Below are 17809 nucleotides of genomic sequence, written 5' to 3' on the forward strand. Positions count from 1 at the left end.
GGACGGCCACCCGGCGGCGACCGGACGTTACCCGCGAGTAATTGCACATTCAAGTGCACCCGGCATAGCGTGGGTTCTTCGCCGTGGGGGCTTGGCCGTGGGGGCCGTCTGAAGAGTGCTCCGGCGCGTCAGCACACCGTCGCCAAGGGGACCCATGTCCGGGCACACCTCGAACCAGCCTGCCCGCACGCCCGCTCTCGACCGACGCAAGGTCGTCCAGGCCGCCGTCTGGACCGTCCCGGCCGTCACCCTCGTCTCGGGGGCGCCCGCGTTCGCCGCCTCCGACCCGGAGTACACGATCACCCCGCTCGACCCGGGCACGCCCCCGGTCATCGAGCGCTGCCAGAGCGCCGAGACCGGTCTCCAGTTCGGCGCCCAGGTCGACGGCATGCCCGCTCCCGCCGGCGAGGCCGTCACCATCACCCTGCCGGTGGGTCTGGTCTTCACCGGCGGCAGCCGTACGGCCGTGGTCACCACCGACGGCACCGGCACGGTGACGGTCCCCGCCTTCTCCGCGACGGGTGCGGCCGGCACGTACAGCATCAGCGCCACCTGGCGCGGCGAGACCGCCAGCCAGACGGTGACCGTCGTCCCGGCCCCCGGCTCGGTCGTCCAGCTCAACCGCCAGGTCGCCAGCGCGAGCGCCACCGCCGGGTTCACCACGACCGCCGTCGGCATCACCGACGCGGTGGCCGGCGCGATCTACGGCGACCAGTCCGCAGCCAACGGGTACAGCAGCGGCGCAACGGCGGCCGTGCTGACCGACGCCGGGACGGTCCGCTACTGGGGCGCCGGCACCAACGGCACCGCCGCCACCCCGGCCACCCTGGCGTACTCGGGGAGCCCCCTGACCGGGCTGGCCCTCGTCGACACCTGGACCTCGATCCTCGCTGGCAACAACACCAGCGGCGGCGTCACGGCCGGCACCACCGGTGCGTCCGTCTACTCCTGGTACAACTCCGGCAGCGGCGCCCCCGTCGTGGCCAAGGTCAACGGGGTCAGCGGCACCGTGCTGGACGTGCGCGCGGAGGACGGCGTCAGCTACGTGCTGACCACCTCCGGCGTCTACCGCTGGATCAACGCGACCTCCGGCACGACCGTGGCCGCCACCCTGGTCAGCGGCACCGCGGGCGCCTCGCAGCTGAGCACGTACTCGCACCGCACCGCGACCAGCACGATCCGCGCCGGCGGGGCCGCCGTCGTCGGCTCGTCCGTGGTCACCTGGTCGGTCAACAACTCCGGCGTGGTCTCCGACATCGTGACCACCACCCCGCCCATCACAGGCTCCGTGGTCCAGATGGTCACCAGCGACTCCGGCACGATGCTGCTCACCAGCACCGGCGAGCTGTGGAGCCTCGCCGCCGCGTTCGGCGACGGCACGACCTGGAAGCTGCGCGCCAGCGACGTCGCCTCGTTCTCCATGTGGGGCTACAAGGCCGACCGCCCGTACGTCGGCGGCCTGTGGATCGACGCCGCCGGCCAGGTCACCGAGTTCTTCGGCAACAACACCTGGTGGACGCCGCAGCTGATCCGTACGGGCAACATCACCTCGGGCGCCGCACTGACCGGGATCACCAAGACGTACTCCTCCGACGGCACGTACATGGTGCTCAAGTCCGACGGCACCGTGCACGCGTGGGGCGGCAACCTCGACAACGGCGGCCGCGGCCCGGCGGCCGCGATCGGCACCGGCGCCGGCCTGACCGTGGACCTCAACGTGTGGGGCAACCACATCGGCAGCTACTACGGCGGCGGCTACGTGATCAAGGGCACCGCGGGCTGCTGACCCCTCCCTGGCGACCTCCTCGCACGAGGAGGTCGCCGAAAAGAGGGAGGGCCCCCTCGCCAGAGCGGCGAAGGAGCCCTCAACCGGAGACCCCCCACGGGACCGGTGATGAGGCAACGGTAGGAACCGCGCACCACACCTCGTCGCGTCTTGCGGTGTTCTTGAGCCAATCTTGAGGGAGTGGACGGGTGGCGTGAGCGTGCGCACTTTCCCCACGACCCCTCGCCGACGTACGTGACGGCTCCCTACGCTGGACGCATGTCCATCGTGAAGATCAACGCCATCGACGTACCGCCGCAGGCCGGCGCCGAGCTCGAGCGCCGCTTCGCGGCCAACGCGGGATCGGTCAGCTCCTCCCCCGGCTTCCTCGGGTTCCAGCTGCTGCGCCCCACCGCCGGCGAGACCCGCTACTTCGTCGTCACCCACTGGGCCGACGAGGAGTCCTTCGCCGCCTGGCGCGACGGGGACGCCCGCGCGGCCCACGCCGGGAACCACGGCAAGCCCGTGGCCACCGGCGCGAACCTGCTGGAGTTCGACGTCGTGCTGGACGTGGCGCCCGAGGCCTGAGGTCAGGTCCTCCGGGCGCTTGGGCGGCTCCTGTCGGAGTTCCCCACATCATGACGAAGTCCCCGCCTGAGCGGGGACTTCGTCACGTTGTGGGGGTTGCAACGCCCACAACAGGTAAAACTTCCCCCATCAAACGCGGGGGCTGCCCTCCGTACGCTCACTCTCCGACCCGTCCTCGGCCCGCCACACGGGGGCTGACGGCGGGACCACCTCCGGGTCGCCGGCCACGTCCCCGTCCCCGGACGCGGCCCCGGCCTCAGCACCCGGCGCAGGCTCGGTCGCGACCGCCTCGGCCTCGGCGGCGGTCGCCGCGCGGGCGTCCGTGACGACGGGCAACGTCGTACCGGTGTGGTCGTGGACGATCGCCAGCGCGAACTCGTCCCCGTGGTCGGTGACGCCCTGCACGACCGCCGCCTCGACGCGGTCGACCATGTACGCCCGGCGCACCATCAGCGGGTCGTTGCGCAGGTCCCGGACGAGAGCCACGCAGATGCCGATCATCACCAGCACGAACGGCAGCGCCGCCACGATCGTGATGTTCTGCAGCCCCTGGAGCGCGGCGTTGCCGGCGTCGTCGGACTTCGGGCCGCTGTTGCCGATCACCAGCATCACCGCGGCCACGGCCCCGGTCAGCGCACCCCAGAAGACCACGTTGAGCCGCTTCGGCTCCATCGCGCCGCGCTCCGACAGCGACCCCATCACGATGGAGGCCGCGTCGGCGCCGGAGACGAAGAAGATCGCGACCAGGACCATGACGAGGACGCTCGTGAGGGTCGCGAGCGGGTACTGGTCGAGCAGGCCGAAGAGCTGCTGGGTGGAGTTCGCCCCCAGGTCGGCACCGCCCGACGACTCGAAGATCGCCGCGCCGCCGAAGATCGCGAACCAGAGCAGGCTCACCACGGACGGCACCAGGAGCACCCCGGTGACGAACTGGCGGATCGTACGACCGCGGGAGATGCGCGCGATGAACATGCCCACGAACGGGGTCCAGCTGACCCACCACGCCCAGTAGAAGACCGTCCAGCTGCCCAGCCAGTCGGCCACCTCGGTGCCCTCAGCGCCCGTACGGCCGGCCATCGTGCCCAGCTCCTGCAGGTACGTGCCCAGCGACGTCGGCACCATGTTGAGGATGAAGACGGTCGGTCCGACCAGGAAGACGAACGCCGCCAGCACGAGCGCCAGCACCATGTTGATGTTCGACAGGTACTGGATGCCGCGGGCGACGCCCGAGACGGCGGAGATGATGAAGCAGACGGTCAGGGCGGCGATCAGGACCACCAGGAAGGCGTTGGTGACCGCCCCGGCGCCGCTGACGATCCGGTACCCCTCGGCGATCTGCAGCGCGCCGAGACCCAGCGAGGCGGCGGAGCCGAAGAGCGTCGCGAAGATCGCGAGCATGTCGATCACCTTGCCGACCGGGCCGTCGACCGCGCGTCCCAGCAGTGGCCGGAAGACCGCACTGATCAGCTGCACGCGGCCCTTGCGGTACATCCCGTACGCGACGGCCAGGCCGACGACGCAGTAGATCGCCCAGGGGTGCAGCGTCCAGTGGAACAGCGTCTGCGCCATGCCGATCTCGGCTGCGTGGTCGGGGTCCGTGCCCGGGATCGGCGCGTTGTAGTAGCCCAGCGGCTCCGCGGCGCCCCAGAACATCAGCCCGATGCCCATGCCGGCGCTGAACATCATCGCCACCCAGGAGGACGTGCGGAACTCGGGTTCCTCGTCGTCGCGGCCCAGCGGGATCGTGCCGAAGCGGCCCAGCGCCAGCCACAGCACGAACACCACGAAACCGCTCGACACGAGGACGAAGAGCCACCCCGTGTTGGCGATGACCCAGTTCAGCGCGTCACCGGTCCACGAAGCCAGGCCGTCGGTGTCGAGGGCGCCCCACGCGATGAACGCCAGCACGAGGCCGGCGGTCACCCCAAAGACGACGGGATCGAAGCGCCCCTGCTGTGCCGCCTCGTCGATCGGCAGGTAGTCGAGTGCGGGATGGCGCTTGCGGTACGGGAGGTCCCGGTGCGCCCGGTCGTGTCGTGCGGTCTGGTCGCCCATTCGTGCATGGCCCCGTCATCCGGGGCCCCTCCTGTGCGTTGAGAAAATGTCCGAAGGATTCTTTCTACCCGACACCCAGCGACCTCAAACACCGAGGGCACCGCGGGAACCCGCGTTCGCCGGACCGGAGGGCTGCGGCGGCCGTACCCTCTGCCCCATGCCCGGACCCCGATCCACCCTCGCGCGCCTGCTCGGCAGCACAGTCGCCGTCACTGCACTCCTCGCCACCGCGACCGTCGTGCCCGCGCACGCCGCGGGCAGCCCGCCCGTCGCCCTTCCCGACAGGGTCACGGTCGTCGCCGGCGACTACGTGGACGTCGACGTCCTGGCCAACGACTCCGACCCCGACGGCGACCGGCTCGCCGTCTGCCGGATCAGCGACAGCCCCGACCCCACCCAGATCGTGGCCATCAACGGTGAGTCGTCCGTCTTCGTGTCGGCCGCACCGGGGACCACGGGGATCTTCGAGTTCACCTACTACGCGTGCGACTTCGAGACCCTCGTACCCGCCACGCTGACCGTCACCGTCACGGCCGCGCCCGTGCGACCCGCCATGAAGGTGGTCGTCAAGAAGCTGAAGAACCGTCCGGGCCGGATCAAGGTCGTCAACCGGAACCGCTACCCGTTCACGTTCCAGTGGGGGCACCTCGCCAAGCGGAACCCGGACGGCACCGTCCGTGTCCCGGCGGGGAGCTCCAAGGTGGTGCGGGTCAAGCGCCGCGCCATCGTCTGGGTCGCCGTCTCACGGCGTGGCGACCTCGAGATCGGCTACCTGAAGGGGATCAAGCTGCCCCGGGGGGTCAAGGCGCTGCCGCCCAGCCCCAGCCCGTACCTCACCGGGTCACCGCTGCGGTCCCCCGCCGCGCAGTGGCACTCGACCCTGCCGACGGCCCTGACCCGGCGCCACTGAGCGCCGCCGACGTGTGACGGCCCGGACCCCCGCGCGGGGGTCCGGGCCGTCACACGTCTGGGCGATGCGTCAGAGGATGTCGCCGGGGACGTACGCGGCCGCCTGCGGGTGGCGTGCCGCCACGGCCTCGACCTGGCGTACGACCGCCTGGACCTGCGCGACGGCGGCACCGGTGAACTCGATCGGGTCGGCCACCAGCGCGTCGATCTGGTCGCGGGTCAGCCCGAGGCGCTCGTCGGCGGCCAGCTTGGCGAAGACGTCGTTCTCGACCTGGCCGGCGCGCATCGCCAGCGCGGTGCCGACGGCGGCCTCCTTGATCGCCTCGTGCGCGGCCTCGCGACCGACACCGTTTCGCACCGCGCTCATCAGCACCTTGGTGGTGGCCAGGAACGGCAGGTAGCGGTCGAGCTCGCGCTGGATGACGGCCGGGAACGCGCCGAACTCCTCCAGCACCGTCAGGAACGTCTGGAAGAGACCGTCGACGGCGAAGAACGCGTCCGGCAGCGCGACGCGGCGGACCACGGAGCAGGAGACGTCGCCCTCGTTCCACTGGTCGCCCGCGAGCTCGCCCACCATCGACAGGTAGCCGCGGGTGATGACGGCGAGGCCGTTGACGCGCTCGCACGAGCGGGTGTTCATCTTGTGCGGCATCGCGGACGAGCCGACCTGGCCCTCCTTGAAGCCCTCGGTGACCAGCTCGATGCCGGCCATCAGGCGGATCGTGGTGGCCAGGTTGGAGGGGCCGGCCGTGAGCTGCACCAGCGCGGAGAGCACGTCGAAGTCGAGCGAGCGCGGGTACACCTGGCCGACCGAGGTGAGCACGTTGTCGAAGCCGAGGTGGGCGGCCACGCGGCCCTCGAGGTCGGCAAGCTTGTCGGCGTCGCCGTCGAGCAGGTCGAGCATGTCCTGGGCGGTGCCGACCGGGCCCTTGATGCCGCGCAGCGGGTAGCGGGCGATCAGCTCCTCGACGCGCTGCAGACCCACCAGCATCTCGTCGGCCACCGTCGCGAACCGCTTGCCGAGCGTGGTCGCCTGCGCGGCCACGTTGTGCGAACGGCCGGCCATCACGGTCGCCTCGTGCTCGGCAGCCAGGCGCGCGAGGCGGGCCAGGGTCGCGACGGCGCGGTCGCGCACGAGGGCGAGGCTGGAGAGCACCTGCAGCTGCTCGACGTTCTCGGTCAGGTCGCGGCTGGTCATCCCCTTGTGGATGTGCTCGTGACCGGCCAGCGCGCAGAACTCCTCGATGCGCGCCTTCACGTCGTGGCGGGTGACCCGCTCACGGGCGGCGATGGAGGCCAGGTCGACCTGGTCGACGACGGCCTCGTACGCCTCGATGACGCCGTCGGGGATCTCGATGCCAAGGTCCTTCTGCGCCTTCATCACCGCGATCCACAGCTGCCGCTCGAGGACGATCTTGTGCTCGGGCGACCAGATCGCGGCGAGGTCGGCGGCGGCGTAGCGGGTGGCCAGCACGTTGGGCACGGTCATGGCGGGATCCTTCGGTGGGTGCTGCGGCGGGAGGGGTGGGAGTCAGTTCTGGGTGAGGGAGGCGCCCTCGACGACGCCGAGCGGCTCGGCGGCGATGTCCGAGCGCCGCTGCAGGCCCTCGAAGGTGATCAGGTCGGCCGCGGCGTACGCCCGGGCGCGGGCGTCGGCAACGTCGTACCCGGTTGCTCGGACGGCCAGGACCCGGCCCCCGGCGGTGACCAGCTGATGGCCCTCGGGGTCGTCCACCAGCGCGGTCCCGGCGTGGATGACGTCGACGTCGGCCACCCCGTTGGCGGCACCGACGCCGGTGATGACGTCACCCTTGGACGACGACTCGGGGTAGCCGGCCGACGCCAGGACGACCGTCACCGCGGCGCCGTCGGAGAAGGTGGGCGCGTCGACCTCGGAGAGCCGTCCGGTGGCGGCGGCGTGCAGCAGCCCGCCCAGACCGGAGGTGAGCACGGCCAGCACGGGCTGGATGTCGGGGTCGCCGAAGCGGGCGTTGAACTCGATCACCTTGGGACCGTCCGCGGTGAGCGAGAGGCCGACGTAGAGGCAGCCGACGTACGGGGTGCCGCGGCGCGCCATCTCGTCGAGGGTCGGCTGGACGACGGACTCCATGACGTTCGCCGGCAGGTCGGCGGGCGCCCAGGGCAGCGGGGAGTACGACCCCATGCCGCCGGTGTTGGGGCCCTTGCCGCCGTCGTGGATGCGCTTGAAGTCCTGGGCGGGCTGGAGGGGGTACGCGGTGGTGCCGTCGCAGACCGCGAAGAGCGACACCTCGGGGCCGTCGAGGAACTCCTCCACCACCACGCGGCCGCAGGCCTGCGCGTGCGCCAGCGCCTCGGCGCGGTCGAGGGTGACCACGACGCCCTTGCCGGCCGCCAGCGCGTCGTCCTTGACCACGTACGGGGCGCCGAACGCGTCCAGGGCGGCCTCGTACTCCTCGGTGGTGGAGCAGGTCCGGGAGCCCGCGGTCGGCACGCCGGCGGCGGCCATGACCTCCTTGGAGAAGGCCTTGGAACCCTCGAGCTGGGCGGCGGCCGTGTCGGGTCCGAAGACGGCGACCCCGGCTGCGCGGACCGTCTCGGCGACACCGGCCACCAGCGGCGCCTCGGGCCCGACGACGACGAGGTCGGCGCCGATCGAGGTCGCCAGAGCGGCGACGTCGGCGCCGTCCATGATGTCGACCGGGTGCAGCGTGGCGAACGCGCCGATGCCCGGGTTGCCGGGGGCGGCGTGGACCTCGGTGACCTCCGGATCCCGGGAGAGAGCCAGCGCGAGGGCGTGCTCGCGTCCACCGGTACCGATCACGAGGGTCTTCACGTGCGACGAGTCTAGTCGCGTCGGACGGTCTCCTCGTACGCCGCTCGTGCGGCGGGATCCGCGGCGCTCAGCACGCTGTCGGCCTTGAGCGCCCGCGAGGCGAGTGCCGAGACCTTGCGCGGCAGCACGGAGGAGACCTTCGCGATCGGCTGCACCCAGCGCGGGGCCCACGCCTCGGGGACGGGACGGCCGATGACGTCGACGATCACCTGGGCCACCGCCTCGGGGGTCTGCTGGGGCACCCCTCGCGTCGGGGCGACGCCGACGGCGAGGTCGGTCTTGACGATGACCGGCAGCACCATGGAGACGTCGACGCCGTGCGGGGCGAGTTCCTCACGCAGCGCCTCGCTGAACCCGACGACCGCGTGCTTGGAGGCGCTGTAGCTCGCGCCACCCGCCAGCGCGACCCGGCCGACCGCGGAGGCGACGTTGACGACGTGGCCGCTGCCGCGCGCCACCATGGCGGGCGCGAACGCGCGCACCCCGTGCATGGGGCCGTACGTGTTGACCTCGAACATGCGGCGGGTGACGTCGTGGTCCTCGGCCAGGAACGGGCCCACCGGCATGATCCCGGCGTTGTTGACCAGGACGTCGACCTCACCCGCGTACGCCGCGAACGCCGCCCATTGGTCCGGGTCGGTCACGTCGAGGGCGTGGTGCCGTACGCCGAGGCGTGCCGCCGTCGCGGCCAGCGCGTCAGCCTCGCGGTCACCGATCACGACGTCGGCACCGGCCGCGGCCAGGAGCTGGGCGGTGGCGGCGCCGATGCCGCGCGCTCCCCCGGTGACGACGACGGTCTTGCCGGACAGGTGTCTGGTCATGCGGGCCAGAGTGGCGTGGCCCTCACCTGTCTGGCAAGGGAGCAGCCACCCCAGCCCTTAGTAACGCGCAGTTATGTGCACCAGCGCACGGCAATGCGGTGCACCTCGTACGGATAACTGCGCGTTACTTGGAGAGCTGCGTTACCAAGAGACCTGCGCGTTGCCGGGACAGGGGCGCGGAAGGCGGGCCACAGGCGGGTACCACCGCCCGGGCTCAGGAGGGGTGGACCACCACGGTCTGCTCACGGCCGGGCCCGACACCGACGCCCCAGATCTTGGCGCCCGACATCTCCTCCAGCGCCTTGACGTACGACTGGGCGTTGGCGGGCAGCTCGTCGAAGGAGCGGCAGCCCGAGATGTCGGTCTTCCACCCGGGGAAGACCTCGTAGACCGGCTTGGCGTGGTGGAACTCGGTCTGCGTCATCGGCATCTCGTCGACGCGCTGGCCGTCGATCTCGTACGCCACGCAGACCGGGATCTCGTCCCAGTTGTCGAGCACGTCGAGCTTGGTCAGGAAGAACTCCGTCAGGCCGTTGACGCGCGAGGCGTACCGCGCGACGACCGCGTCGTACCAGCCGCAGCGGCGGGTGCGGCCGGTGGAGACGCCGATCTCGCCGCCGATGCGCTGCAGGTCGATGCCGTCCTGGTCGAACAGCTCGGTCGGGAACGGGCCCGAGCCGACGCGGGTCGTGTACGCCTTGATGACGCCGATCACGCGGTCGATGCGGGTGGGGCCGACACCGGCGCCCACGCAGACGCCGCCGGCGACCGGGTTGGACGAGGTGACGAACGGGTACGTCCCGTGGTCGACGTCGAGCATGGTCGCCTGGGCGCCCTCGAAGAGCACCGTACGGCCGGCGTCGAGCGCCTGGTTGAGCAGCAGCGAGGTGTCGCAGACCATCGGGCGCAGCCGGTCCGCGTACTGGGTCAGCTCCTCGACCACCGCGTCGACCTCGATGGCGCGACGGTTGTAGACCTTGGTCAGCAGGTGGTTGCGGACGTCCAGCGCGGCCTCGATCTTCTGGCGCAGGATCTTCTCGTCGAACAGGTCGGCGATGCGGACGCCGACCCGGTTGACCTTGTCCGCGTACGCCGGGCCGATGCCGCGACCGGTGGTGCCGATCTGGTTCTTGCCCAGGAAGCGCTCGGAGACCTTGTCGATGGTCGCGTGGTAGCTGGCGATCACGTGGGCGTTGGCCGACACCTTGAGGTCGGCCACCTCCACGCCGCGCTCGATGAGGCCGTCGAGCTCGCGGAAGAGCGCCTCGGGCGAGACGACGACGCCGTTGGCGATGACCGAGGTGGCACCGGGGGTGAGGATGCCGCTGGGCAGCAGGTGCGTCGCGTACTTCTCGCCGTTGACCACGATCGTGTGGCCGGCGTTGTGACCGCCGGACGTGCGCACGACGTAGTCGATGGAGTCGGTGGTGGCGAGCAGGTCGGTGGCCTTGCCCTTGCCCTCGTCGCCCCACTGGGCGCCGAGCACGACGATTGCGGGCATCTCAGCCCTCCTCACGAACGGGCCGTGGGGCCCTCGAAAACGAAACAGCTCCGGCACAAGGCACCGGAGCTCTTGCGCCGTCACGTTACCAGAGGGCGTACCTCGTTCCGGGGTCTAGGATTCCACGTCGTGGACCCCCTTCTGGTGATCACCAACGCCTCCGCCGGCACCTCCGACGAGGAGACGCTCGAGCTCGCGCTGGAGGTTCTGCGCGAGCGCTGCGACGTCGAGGTCGCCGCCACGTCCAACGCCGGCGAGCTCGACGGCGTCCTGCAGCGCGCCGCCTCGCGACGCATCGTCGTGGCCGGCGGCGACGGCAGCCTGCACGCCGTGGTGGCCGCCCTGCACCGGCGCAACGAGCTCGGCGACAAGGTCCTCGCCCTGCTGCCGCTGGGCACCGGCAACGACTTCGCCCGTACGGCCCAGATCCCGCTCGACACGGTCGAGGCCGCCCGCCTCGTCCTCGACGGCGAACCCCGCCCCGTCGACCTGATCGTCGACGAGACCGGCTCGGTCGTGGTCAACAACGTGCACGTCGGGATGGGCGCGCTGGCCAGCCGGCGCGGCCAGCGCTGGAAGGACCGGCTCGGCTCCATCGGCGTCGGCAAGGTCAACCTCGGCAAGCTCGGCTACCCGATCGGCACGCTCACCTCGGCCTTCTCCCCGCCCTCCCTGCGACTGCGGGTCGAGGTCGACGGGACCGAGGTCAACCCGTTCAGCAGGCCGGTCCTGATGGTCGCGATCGGCAACGGGGCCAACGTGGGCGGGGGCGCCGAGCTGACGCCGGAGGCCGACCCCGAGGACGGCAAGGTCGACGTCATGGTCTCCCGCTCGGTCACGCTCGGAGCCAAGGCCAGGTACGTGCTCGACCTGGCCCGGGGACGCCACCACGAGCGCGACGACGTGCTGTACCTGCGTGGCCGTGAGGTGACGGTGTCGGGCGAGGAGTTCCACGTCTCCGCCGACGGGGAGCTGTACGGCCCCGAGCGCAGCCGCAGCTGGCGGATCGTCGCGGGCGCGTACCGGATGGTCCTGCCCCCGGCCTGAGCACCTCTCCCGGGCCTACAGGTCCTCCGCGTGGCGCTCCAGCACCACCTGGCGCACGGACTCCACGGTCTCCGGATCCAGCTCGGAGTCGAGGACCTGGGCCCAGCCCAGGGCGTGGTCGCCGGAGTAGTTGTGGCCGGTGCCGGGCGGTGAGTCGAAGCCGAGCAGCATGTCGGCCGAGACCTGCCAGAAGGTCACGAACGGCACCCACCGGCTCGCCTCGGGCACGTCGGGACCACGCTCCTCCTCCAGCCAGTCCGGGCGCTGCAGGATGAGGTCGGGGTGCCACCAGGTGATCGGGTCCGAGGCGTGCTGCAGGTACAGCACCCGCGTCTCGCCCCACGGCACGGTGCCGGGCGGCTCGCTCCCACCGACCCGGTTGACGAACCGCACCGTACGGCCGCCGCGGTAGACCGGCTCCACCTCCCGGCTGCCCTCGTCGCGGGTGTCCACGAACTCCCGGTAGAGCGGGTTGAACGACGGCGGCCCCACGAACAGGGCGCCGTCGAGCCGGTTGGCCATGTCGAACTCGCCGCTGAACGCGGTCTCGCCACCGAAGGAGCCCAGGGACTCCCCGAAGGCGTACAGGCGCGGGCGCTCGTCCTCGGGCAGCTCGAGCACCCGCGCGTACACCTCGTCGAAGAGCTGGCGGCCGGCGACGCGCGCACGCGTCTGGTCGACGAGGAAGGAGAGCGGGGAGGGCAGGTAGGAGTACTGCATCGAGACGATCGCGGAGTCCCCGGCGGTGAGGAACTCGAAGCTCGCCGCGGAGCTCGGCTCCACCCATCCGGTGCCGGTGGTGGTGGCGACGAGGATGGCCGAGCGCTCCAGACCGCCGGCGCGGACCAGGTCGTCGACGGCCAGGCGGGCGCGCTCCTCGACGTCGGCCTCGTTGTCCATGCCCGCGAAGACGCGGATCGGTTCCTCGGACGCCAGGCCGGTGACCTCGGTGATCTCGGCGGCGTCGGGTCCCCGCGCGACGAACTTGCGGCCCTCGACGCCGAGGCCGTCCCACGCCACCAGCGAGTCGTCGCTGCCCGAGCGCAGCGGGCTGCCCGGCTGGCTCACCTGCTCGGGGGTCAGCCGGTCGGCGAGCGCGAAGCTGCGGTCCAGGGTGTTGATCGCGGTGCGCCAGAGCACGCCGCTGGCCACGCCGATGACGGCCAGCGCGACGACGAGCAGCGAGACGGCGCGGGCGACGCGGCGCGAGGTCCACCGGTCGAGCAGGTCGGTCAGGGCACGACCCACCCAACGCAGCCCGCGCGCCACGACCAGCAGGATGGTGAAGATGGCGACGGTGACCACCGGGGTCACCAGGAGCACCCCCCACCAGCCCCCGCGCTCGATGCCGAGCTCGTCGGCCAGCCCCCACTGCGACCGCGCACCCACCACGACCGCCAGCAGGTACCCGACGGGCCCGACGACCCACAGGGCGGTCCAGGCGTACCGGTGCGGGGTCCGCGGCTCGCGCTCCCGGATCTCGCGCCACAGCCACGCCACCAGGAGCAGCAACCCGTAGCCGATCGCGGCCGACACCCCCGCCACCACGCCCTGCAGCCACGGGGCGCGCGGCATCAGGGTCGGCGTGAATGCCAACCAGGCAGCGATGAAGGCCCCCCAGGTGGCAGGGAGGGTGAGGGTCAACCAGCGATTGCGTTCCACGGGCACCCATTGTTCCGTGCTCCCGGACTTCCCGCGGCCCCCAAACAGGAATGCCGTCAGCCGGACGGGGAGACTAACCTTGGCCCCTGGCCGGACCGACCGACCGAGCGTACGAGAGTGGGACACAAGCAGATGGCACGTGGTGGACAGCAGGGCGACCCGACCGACTGGGTGACCCGCGCGGCGGACGACGCGGTCCGCCACGCCGGCGAGGGCAAGCCGGTGACGTGTGCCTCCGGCGCCTCCCCCAGCGGCCCGATCCACCTGGGCAACCTGCGCGAGTTCCTCACCGTCCACTTCGTGGCCGACGAGCTGCGCCGCCGCGGCGTCGAGGTCCGCCACCTGCACTCGTGGGACGACTACGACCGGTTCCGCAAGGTCCCGGCCGGTGTGCCCGAGGAGTGGAGCACCCACATCGGCCGGCCGCTGAGCGCCGTGCCGGACCCGTGGGAGTGCCACGACTCGTGGGCCGCCCACTACAAGGCCCCGCTGCAGGACGCGCTCGCCGAGATGGGCGTGGAGATGGTGGAGGTCTCCCAGACCGAGCAGTACCGCGCCGGGACGTACCGTGAGCAGGTCCTGCAGGCGGTGGCGCAGCGCCGCGAGATGGACGCCGTGCTCGACCGGTACCGCACCAAGAAGGCCGCTCCCGCCGCCGACGGCGCCGAGGCTGCCCCTGAGGGTGCGGAGTCGACGGCCGAGGAGGACGCGGTGCTCGCCGACGCGCCGGCCGACGGCCCCGAGGACCTCTCCCGCTTCCCGTACAAGCCGTACTGCCGCGGCTGCGGGCGCGACACGGTCACCCTGACCTCGTACGACGACGCCTCCACCGACCTGGCCTACGACTGCCAGGCGTGCGGCGAGTCGCACGTGACCAACCTGGCCACGCAGGACGAGGGCAAGCTGGTCTGGAAGATCGACTGGCCGATGCGCTGGGCGTACGAGGGCGTCGACTTCGAGCCCGGCGGCGCCGACCACGCGACCCCCGGCTCGTCGTACACGGTCGGCAAGGACATCGTGACCTTCTACGGCGCGACCGCTCCGTCGTTCGTCGCGTACGGCTTCGTCGGGTTCGCCGGCATGCAGAAGATGTCGTCGTCCAAGGGCGGCGTGCCGACCGCGACCGACGCGCTGCGCGTCCTGGAGCCGCAGATCCTGCGCTGGCTGTACGTGCGCCGCGCGCCGAAGCAGACCTTCGACATCGACTTCGGCCCCGAGGTGGTGCGCCTGTACGACGAGTGGGACGCGCTCACCAAGAAGGCCTCCGACCCCGCCAAGCGTGACGTCGCCGTGCTCGCCTGGGAGCGCGCCGCCGCGGTGGCGGCCGGCCCGCTGCCGGTCAACGCGGTCCCGGTGCCGTTCCGGACGCTGTCGTCGGTGGCCGACGTGACCGCCGGCTCGGCCGACCTGATCTCGCAGGTCGTCTCCTCCGTCGGGTTCCCGCACGACTCCGTCGAGGACCTCGAGCCGCGACTGTCCAAGGCCATGCAGTGGACCGCCGAGTTCGTCCCCGCCGAGGACCGTACGACGGTCCGCGACGTCCCGGACGCGGTCCGGCTCGGGGCCCTGACCGCGCAGGAGCAGCAGTGGCTCGACCTGCTGGTCGACAACCTGCCCGAGCAGTTCACCCAGGACGAGGTGACCTCGGTCGTCTACGGCGCCCCCAAGCTGGCCCGCGGGCTGTCGGTGGAGGACAAGCCCACCGACGAGGTGAAGGCGGACCAGAAGGCGTTCTTCACGCTGCTCTACAACCTGCTCGTCGACGCCGACCGCGGCCCGCGTCTGCCCACGCTGGTCGTGGCGCTGGGCGCCGACAAGGTACGCACGCTGCTGGGTCGCTGAGGCCCGGCGTCGCTACCCTTCGGGCGTGGAGCGTCTGCGGCACTACCTGCTCACCGTGGCAGGACCCGACCGGACCCCGCGCCGCAACCTCCAGCTCGCCAGCCTGCTGGCCTTCGGCGCGGGGGTGCTGAACTCCGTCGGCTTCATGGCGGTCGCCGTGTACACGTCGCACGTGACGGGGCTCACCGCCGGTGTCGCCGACCGCCTCGTCCTCGGCGACACCCGGGTGGTCCTCACCGGGCTGCTCGGGCTGAGCGCGTTCATCGCCGGGGCGGCCGCGTGCGCGCTGGTGTTCAACTGGGGACGCCGCCACCAGCTGCGCGGACGGTACGCCAACGTGCTGGTGCTCGAGGCCCTCCTGGTGCTGCTCTTCGGCCTGCTCGCCGACCGGCTCGTGTGGGGTGCGCGCGAGTTCGTCTTCATCGGCGTCCTGTGCTTCACGATGGGCATGCAGAACGCCGTCATCACCAAGATCTCGCGCGCGCAGATCCGTACGACGCACGTGACCGGGATGGTCACGGACATCGGGATCGAGCTGGGCAAGCTCCTCTACCGCGACCGCGGGGACGGTCTCGCGCCCGTGGAGGCCGACCGGCACAAGCTGGCGATGCTGACGATGCTGGTGGGCCTCTTCTTCGGCGGCGGCGTGCTGGGGGCCGCCGGGTACCTGCAGTTCGGGTTCGCGGTCGTCGTGCCGCTGGCGCTGGGCCTGCTGGCGGTGGCCTCGGCCCCGCTCGTGGGGGACCTGCGCGCACTGCGGGCCTCCCGCAGCTGACCCGGTGCCGGAATGTCACCCCCGTGTGGCAGGTTAGGCCGACATGAACCACGTCGACCTCATGGCCCAGCCCCCGGCCACCCGCCTGCCCGCCGACCCCGCCGACGCCGAGCTCGCCGCCGGCACGCTCCCGGCAGCGGTCGTACGCAACCACCCCGCCTCCCCGGCGGCGTGGGCCGCGCTGGCTCAGCAGGCGCTCGACGCGGGCGCCGACGACGTGACCGTGTACGCCTACGCCCGTGTCGGCTACCACCGCTCCCTCGACATGCTGCGCCGCAACGGCTGGAAGGGCCACGGCCCGGTGCCGTGGGAGCACGAGCCCAACCGTGGCTTCCTCCGCTCGCTGGCGCTGCTCGCGCAGGCCGCCAGGGCCATCGGCGAGGCCGACGAGGCCGAGCGCTGCGCGACGTTCCTGCGTGACTCCAGCCCCGCGGCTGCCGACGCGCTCGGCGCGTGAGCTCCGCCGACGGGGCCACGGTCCCGGCCGGTCCCCCCGGTCACCTCGACGAGACCATGGAGAACCCGTGGCCGGCCCTGTGGGCGCTGGTCCTGGGCTTCTTCATGCTGATGGTCGACTCCTCGATCCTCACCGTGGCGACCCCGGCGATCATCGCCGACCTCGACGCCGGCGTGGGCGAGGTCATCTGGGTGACCTCGGCCTACCTCCTGGCGTACGTCGTCCCGCTGCTGGTCACTGGCCGGCTCGGTGACAGGTACGGTCCCCGTCGGTTGTTCCTGGTCGGGCTGGTCGTGTTCACGCTGGCCTCCCTGTGGTGCGGGTTGGCCGGCGGTATCGGCTCGCTCATCGCCGCCCGTGCCGTGCAGGGGCTGGGCGCCGCGCTGATGAGCCCGCAGACGATGGCGGTCATCACGCGCATCTTCCCCATCCACCGTCGCGGACCCGCGATGGCCATGTGGGGCGCAGCCGCCGGCGTCGCGACCCTGGTCGGGCCGCTGCTGGGCGGCTTCCTGGTCGAGCACCTCGGCTGGGAGTGGATCTTCTTCATCAACGCCCCCGTGGGCGCGGTCGCCCTCGTGCTGACGCTGCGCAACGTCCCCGACCTGGTCACCCACGAGCACCGCTTCGACTGGCTCGGCGTGGCCCTGTTCGGCACCGGGATGTTCTCCCTGGTCTTCGGCATCCAGGAGGGCAGCACCTACGACTGGGGGCACATCGCCGGCCCGGTGACGGTGTGGCGCCTGATCGGCACCGGCCTGGTCCTGCTCGCCGTCTTCGTGTGGTGGCAGTCCCGCAACACCGCCGAGCCGCTGCTTCCGCTGCACCTGTTCAAGGACCGCAACTTCTCGGTGGCCAACCTCGCCATCGCGACCGTGTCGTTCTCGTTCACCTCGATGGGCTTCCCGCTGATGCTGTACGCCCAGTCGGTGCGCGGCTGGGGGCCGTTGGCCTCCGGCCTGCTGATGGCCCCGATGGCCGTCGCGACGTTCCTGATGGCGCGGCAGGTGGGCCGACTCACCGACCGGCTCCACCCCCGTCTCGTCATCGCCCCGGGGTTCGCGCTGGCGCTGGTCTCGATGACGGTCCTCGTCGTCGTCCTCACCCCCGGCACCGCCGTGTGGGTCGCGCTGCTGCTCATGTTCACCATGGGTGTGGGTGGCGCCTGCCTGTGGGGCCCGTTGTCGGCGACCGCCAACCGCAACCTGCCGCCGCACCACGCGGGCGCCGGGGCCGGCGTCTACAACACCACCCGCCAGATCGGTGCCGTCCTCGGGTCGGCGGTGGTCGCGCTCCTGCTCGACTCCCGGCTCCGGGCCCACGGGCTCCCCAGCACCGGGGCGGGAGACTCCGGTCTCGGCTCCGGTCAGGCGATGCCGCCCGAGCTCGCGGGCCCCTTCACCGAGGCCTTCGCGGAGGCACTGTGGCTGGTGCCGGTCGCGCTGGGCGTCGGACTCGTCGTGGCACTGCTGTTCGAGGTGCCCCGGCACTTCGCGTCGCGTCCCGCGGAGTAGCCGCGCGGTGCGGCCCCCAGGCCGGGCGCTCAGGGACCGACGAGCTCAGGGTCCGACG

14 protein-coding genes are annotated in these 17809 nt (G+C 71.8%); 8 read left to right on the forward strand and 6 right to left on the reverse strand.

The window, feature by feature from the left end:
- Positions 1-154 precede the first annotated feature (154 nt).
- Together ACI379_RS02360 and ACI379_RS02365 are read left to right on the forward strand one after the other, a co-directional pair.
- Complete coding sequence (locus ACI379_RS02360) at positions 155-1786, forward strand: hypothetical protein (RefSeq protein ID WP_439790453.1); 1632 nt, start codon at positions 155-157, stop codon at positions 1784-1786.
- Positions 1787-2044: 258 nt separating this feature from the next.
- Positions 2045-2353: an antibiotic biosynthesis monooxygenase family protein gene (locus ACI379_RS02365; protein ID WP_439790454.1), complete on the forward strand. Its 309-nt coding sequence runs from the start codon at positions 2045-2047 to the stop codon at positions 2351-2353.
- A gap of 129 nt (positions 2354-2482) precedes the next feature.
- On the opposite strand, the gene ACI379_RS02370 is transcribed toward ACI379_RS02365, so the two are convergent.
- Positions 2483-4408: a BCCT family transporter gene (locus ACI379_RS02370; protein ID WP_439790455.1), complete on the reverse strand. Its 1926-nt coding sequence runs from the start codon at positions 4406-4408 to the stop codon at positions 2483-2485.
- Positions 4409-4565: 157 nt separating this feature from the next.
- On the opposite strand from ACI379_RS02370, the gene ACI379_RS02375 reads away from it, so the two are divergent.
- Positions 4566-5318, forward strand: coding sequence for an Ig-like domain-containing protein (locus tag ACI379_RS02375; RefSeq protein WP_439790456.1), 753 nt, complete (start codon positions 4566-4568; stop codon positions 5316-5318).
- 69 nt (positions 5319-5387) lie between these two features.
- On the opposite strand, the gene purB is transcribed toward ACI379_RS02375, so the two are convergent.
- From purB to ACI379_RS02395, 4 genes are all read right to left on the reverse strand, one after another.
- Positions 5388-6806: an adenylosuccinate lyase gene (gene purB, locus ACI379_RS02380; protein ID WP_439790457.1), complete on the reverse strand. Its 1419-nt coding sequence runs from the start codon at positions 6804-6806 to the stop codon at positions 5388-5390.
- A gap of 42 nt (positions 6807-6848) precedes the next feature.
- Positions 6849-8132, reverse strand: a complete 1284-nt coding sequence (purD, locus tag ACI379_RS02385) for a phosphoribosylamine--glycine ligase (RefSeq protein ID WP_439790458.1) — start codon at positions 8130-8132, stop codon at positions 6849-6851.
- Positions 8133-8143: 11 nt separating this feature from the next.
- Positions 8144-8953: an SDR family NAD(P)-dependent oxidoreductase gene (locus ACI379_RS02390; RefSeq protein WP_439790459.1), complete on the reverse strand. Its 810-nt coding sequence runs from the start codon at positions 8951-8953 to the stop codon at positions 8144-8146.
- 214 nt (positions 8954-9167) lie between these two features.
- Positions 9168-10454, reverse strand: a complete 1287-nt coding sequence (locus tag ACI379_RS02395; RefSeq protein ID WP_439790460.1) for an adenylosuccinate synthase — start codon at positions 10452-10454, stop codon at positions 9168-9170.
- Between the two features lie 129 nt (positions 10455-10583).
- Here ACI379_RS02395 and ACI379_RS02400 point away from each other — a divergent pair, with 129 nt between their 5' ends.
- A complete protein-coding gene (locus ACI379_RS02400; protein WP_439790461.1) occupies positions 10584-11501 on the forward strand; it encodes a diacylglycerol/lipid kinase family protein in 918 nt (305 codons plus the stop codon).
- A gap of 15 nt (positions 11502-11516) precedes the next feature.
- Here ACI379_RS02400 and ACI379_RS02405 read toward each other — a convergent pair whose 3' ends face one another.
- Positions 11517-13163, reverse strand: coding sequence for an alpha/beta hydrolase (locus ACI379_RS02405; RefSeq protein ID WP_439790462.1), 1647 nt, complete (start codon positions 13161-13163; stop codon positions 11517-11519).
- A 117-nt stretch (positions 13164-13280) separates the two neighbouring features.
- Between ACI379_RS02405 and lysS the strand changes: the two genes are divergently transcribed.
- Genes lysS through ACI379_RS02425 form a run of 4 tightly spaced genes read left to right on the forward strand, consistent with a single transcriptional unit; the run spans position 13281 to position 17751 of the window.
- Positions 13281-15005: a lysine--tRNA ligase gene (lysS, locus tag ACI379_RS02410; protein ID WP_439790463.1), complete on the forward strand. Its 1725-nt coding sequence runs from the start codon at positions 13281-13283 to the stop codon at positions 15003-15005.
- Between the two features lie 25 nt (positions 15006-15030).
- Positions 15031-15780, forward strand: a complete 750-nt coding sequence (locus ACI379_RS02415; RefSeq protein ID WP_439790464.1) for a YoaK family protein — start codon at positions 15031-15033, stop codon at positions 15778-15780.
- Positions 15781-15823: 43 nt separating this feature from the next.
- The gene (locus ACI379_RS02420) at positions 15824-16237 is read left to right on the forward strand and encodes a DUF3151 domain-containing protein (RefSeq protein WP_439790465.1); all 414 of its coding nucleotides are present in this window, start codon (positions 15824-15826) and stop codon (positions 16235-16237) included.
- A complete protein-coding gene (locus ACI379_RS02425; protein ID WP_439790466.1) occupies positions 16234-17751 on the forward strand; it encodes a DHA2 family efflux MFS transporter permease subunit in 1518 nt (505 codons plus the stop codon). Before ACI379_RS02420 ends, ACI379_RS02425 begins: the two co-directional genes overlap by 4 nt.
- Positions 17752-17809: the final 58 nt, after the last annotated feature.

The organism is Nocardioides sp., from assembly GCF_051876515.1.
Lineage (GTDB): Bacteria > Actinomycetota > Actinomycetes > Propionibacteriales > Nocardioidaceae > Nocardioides.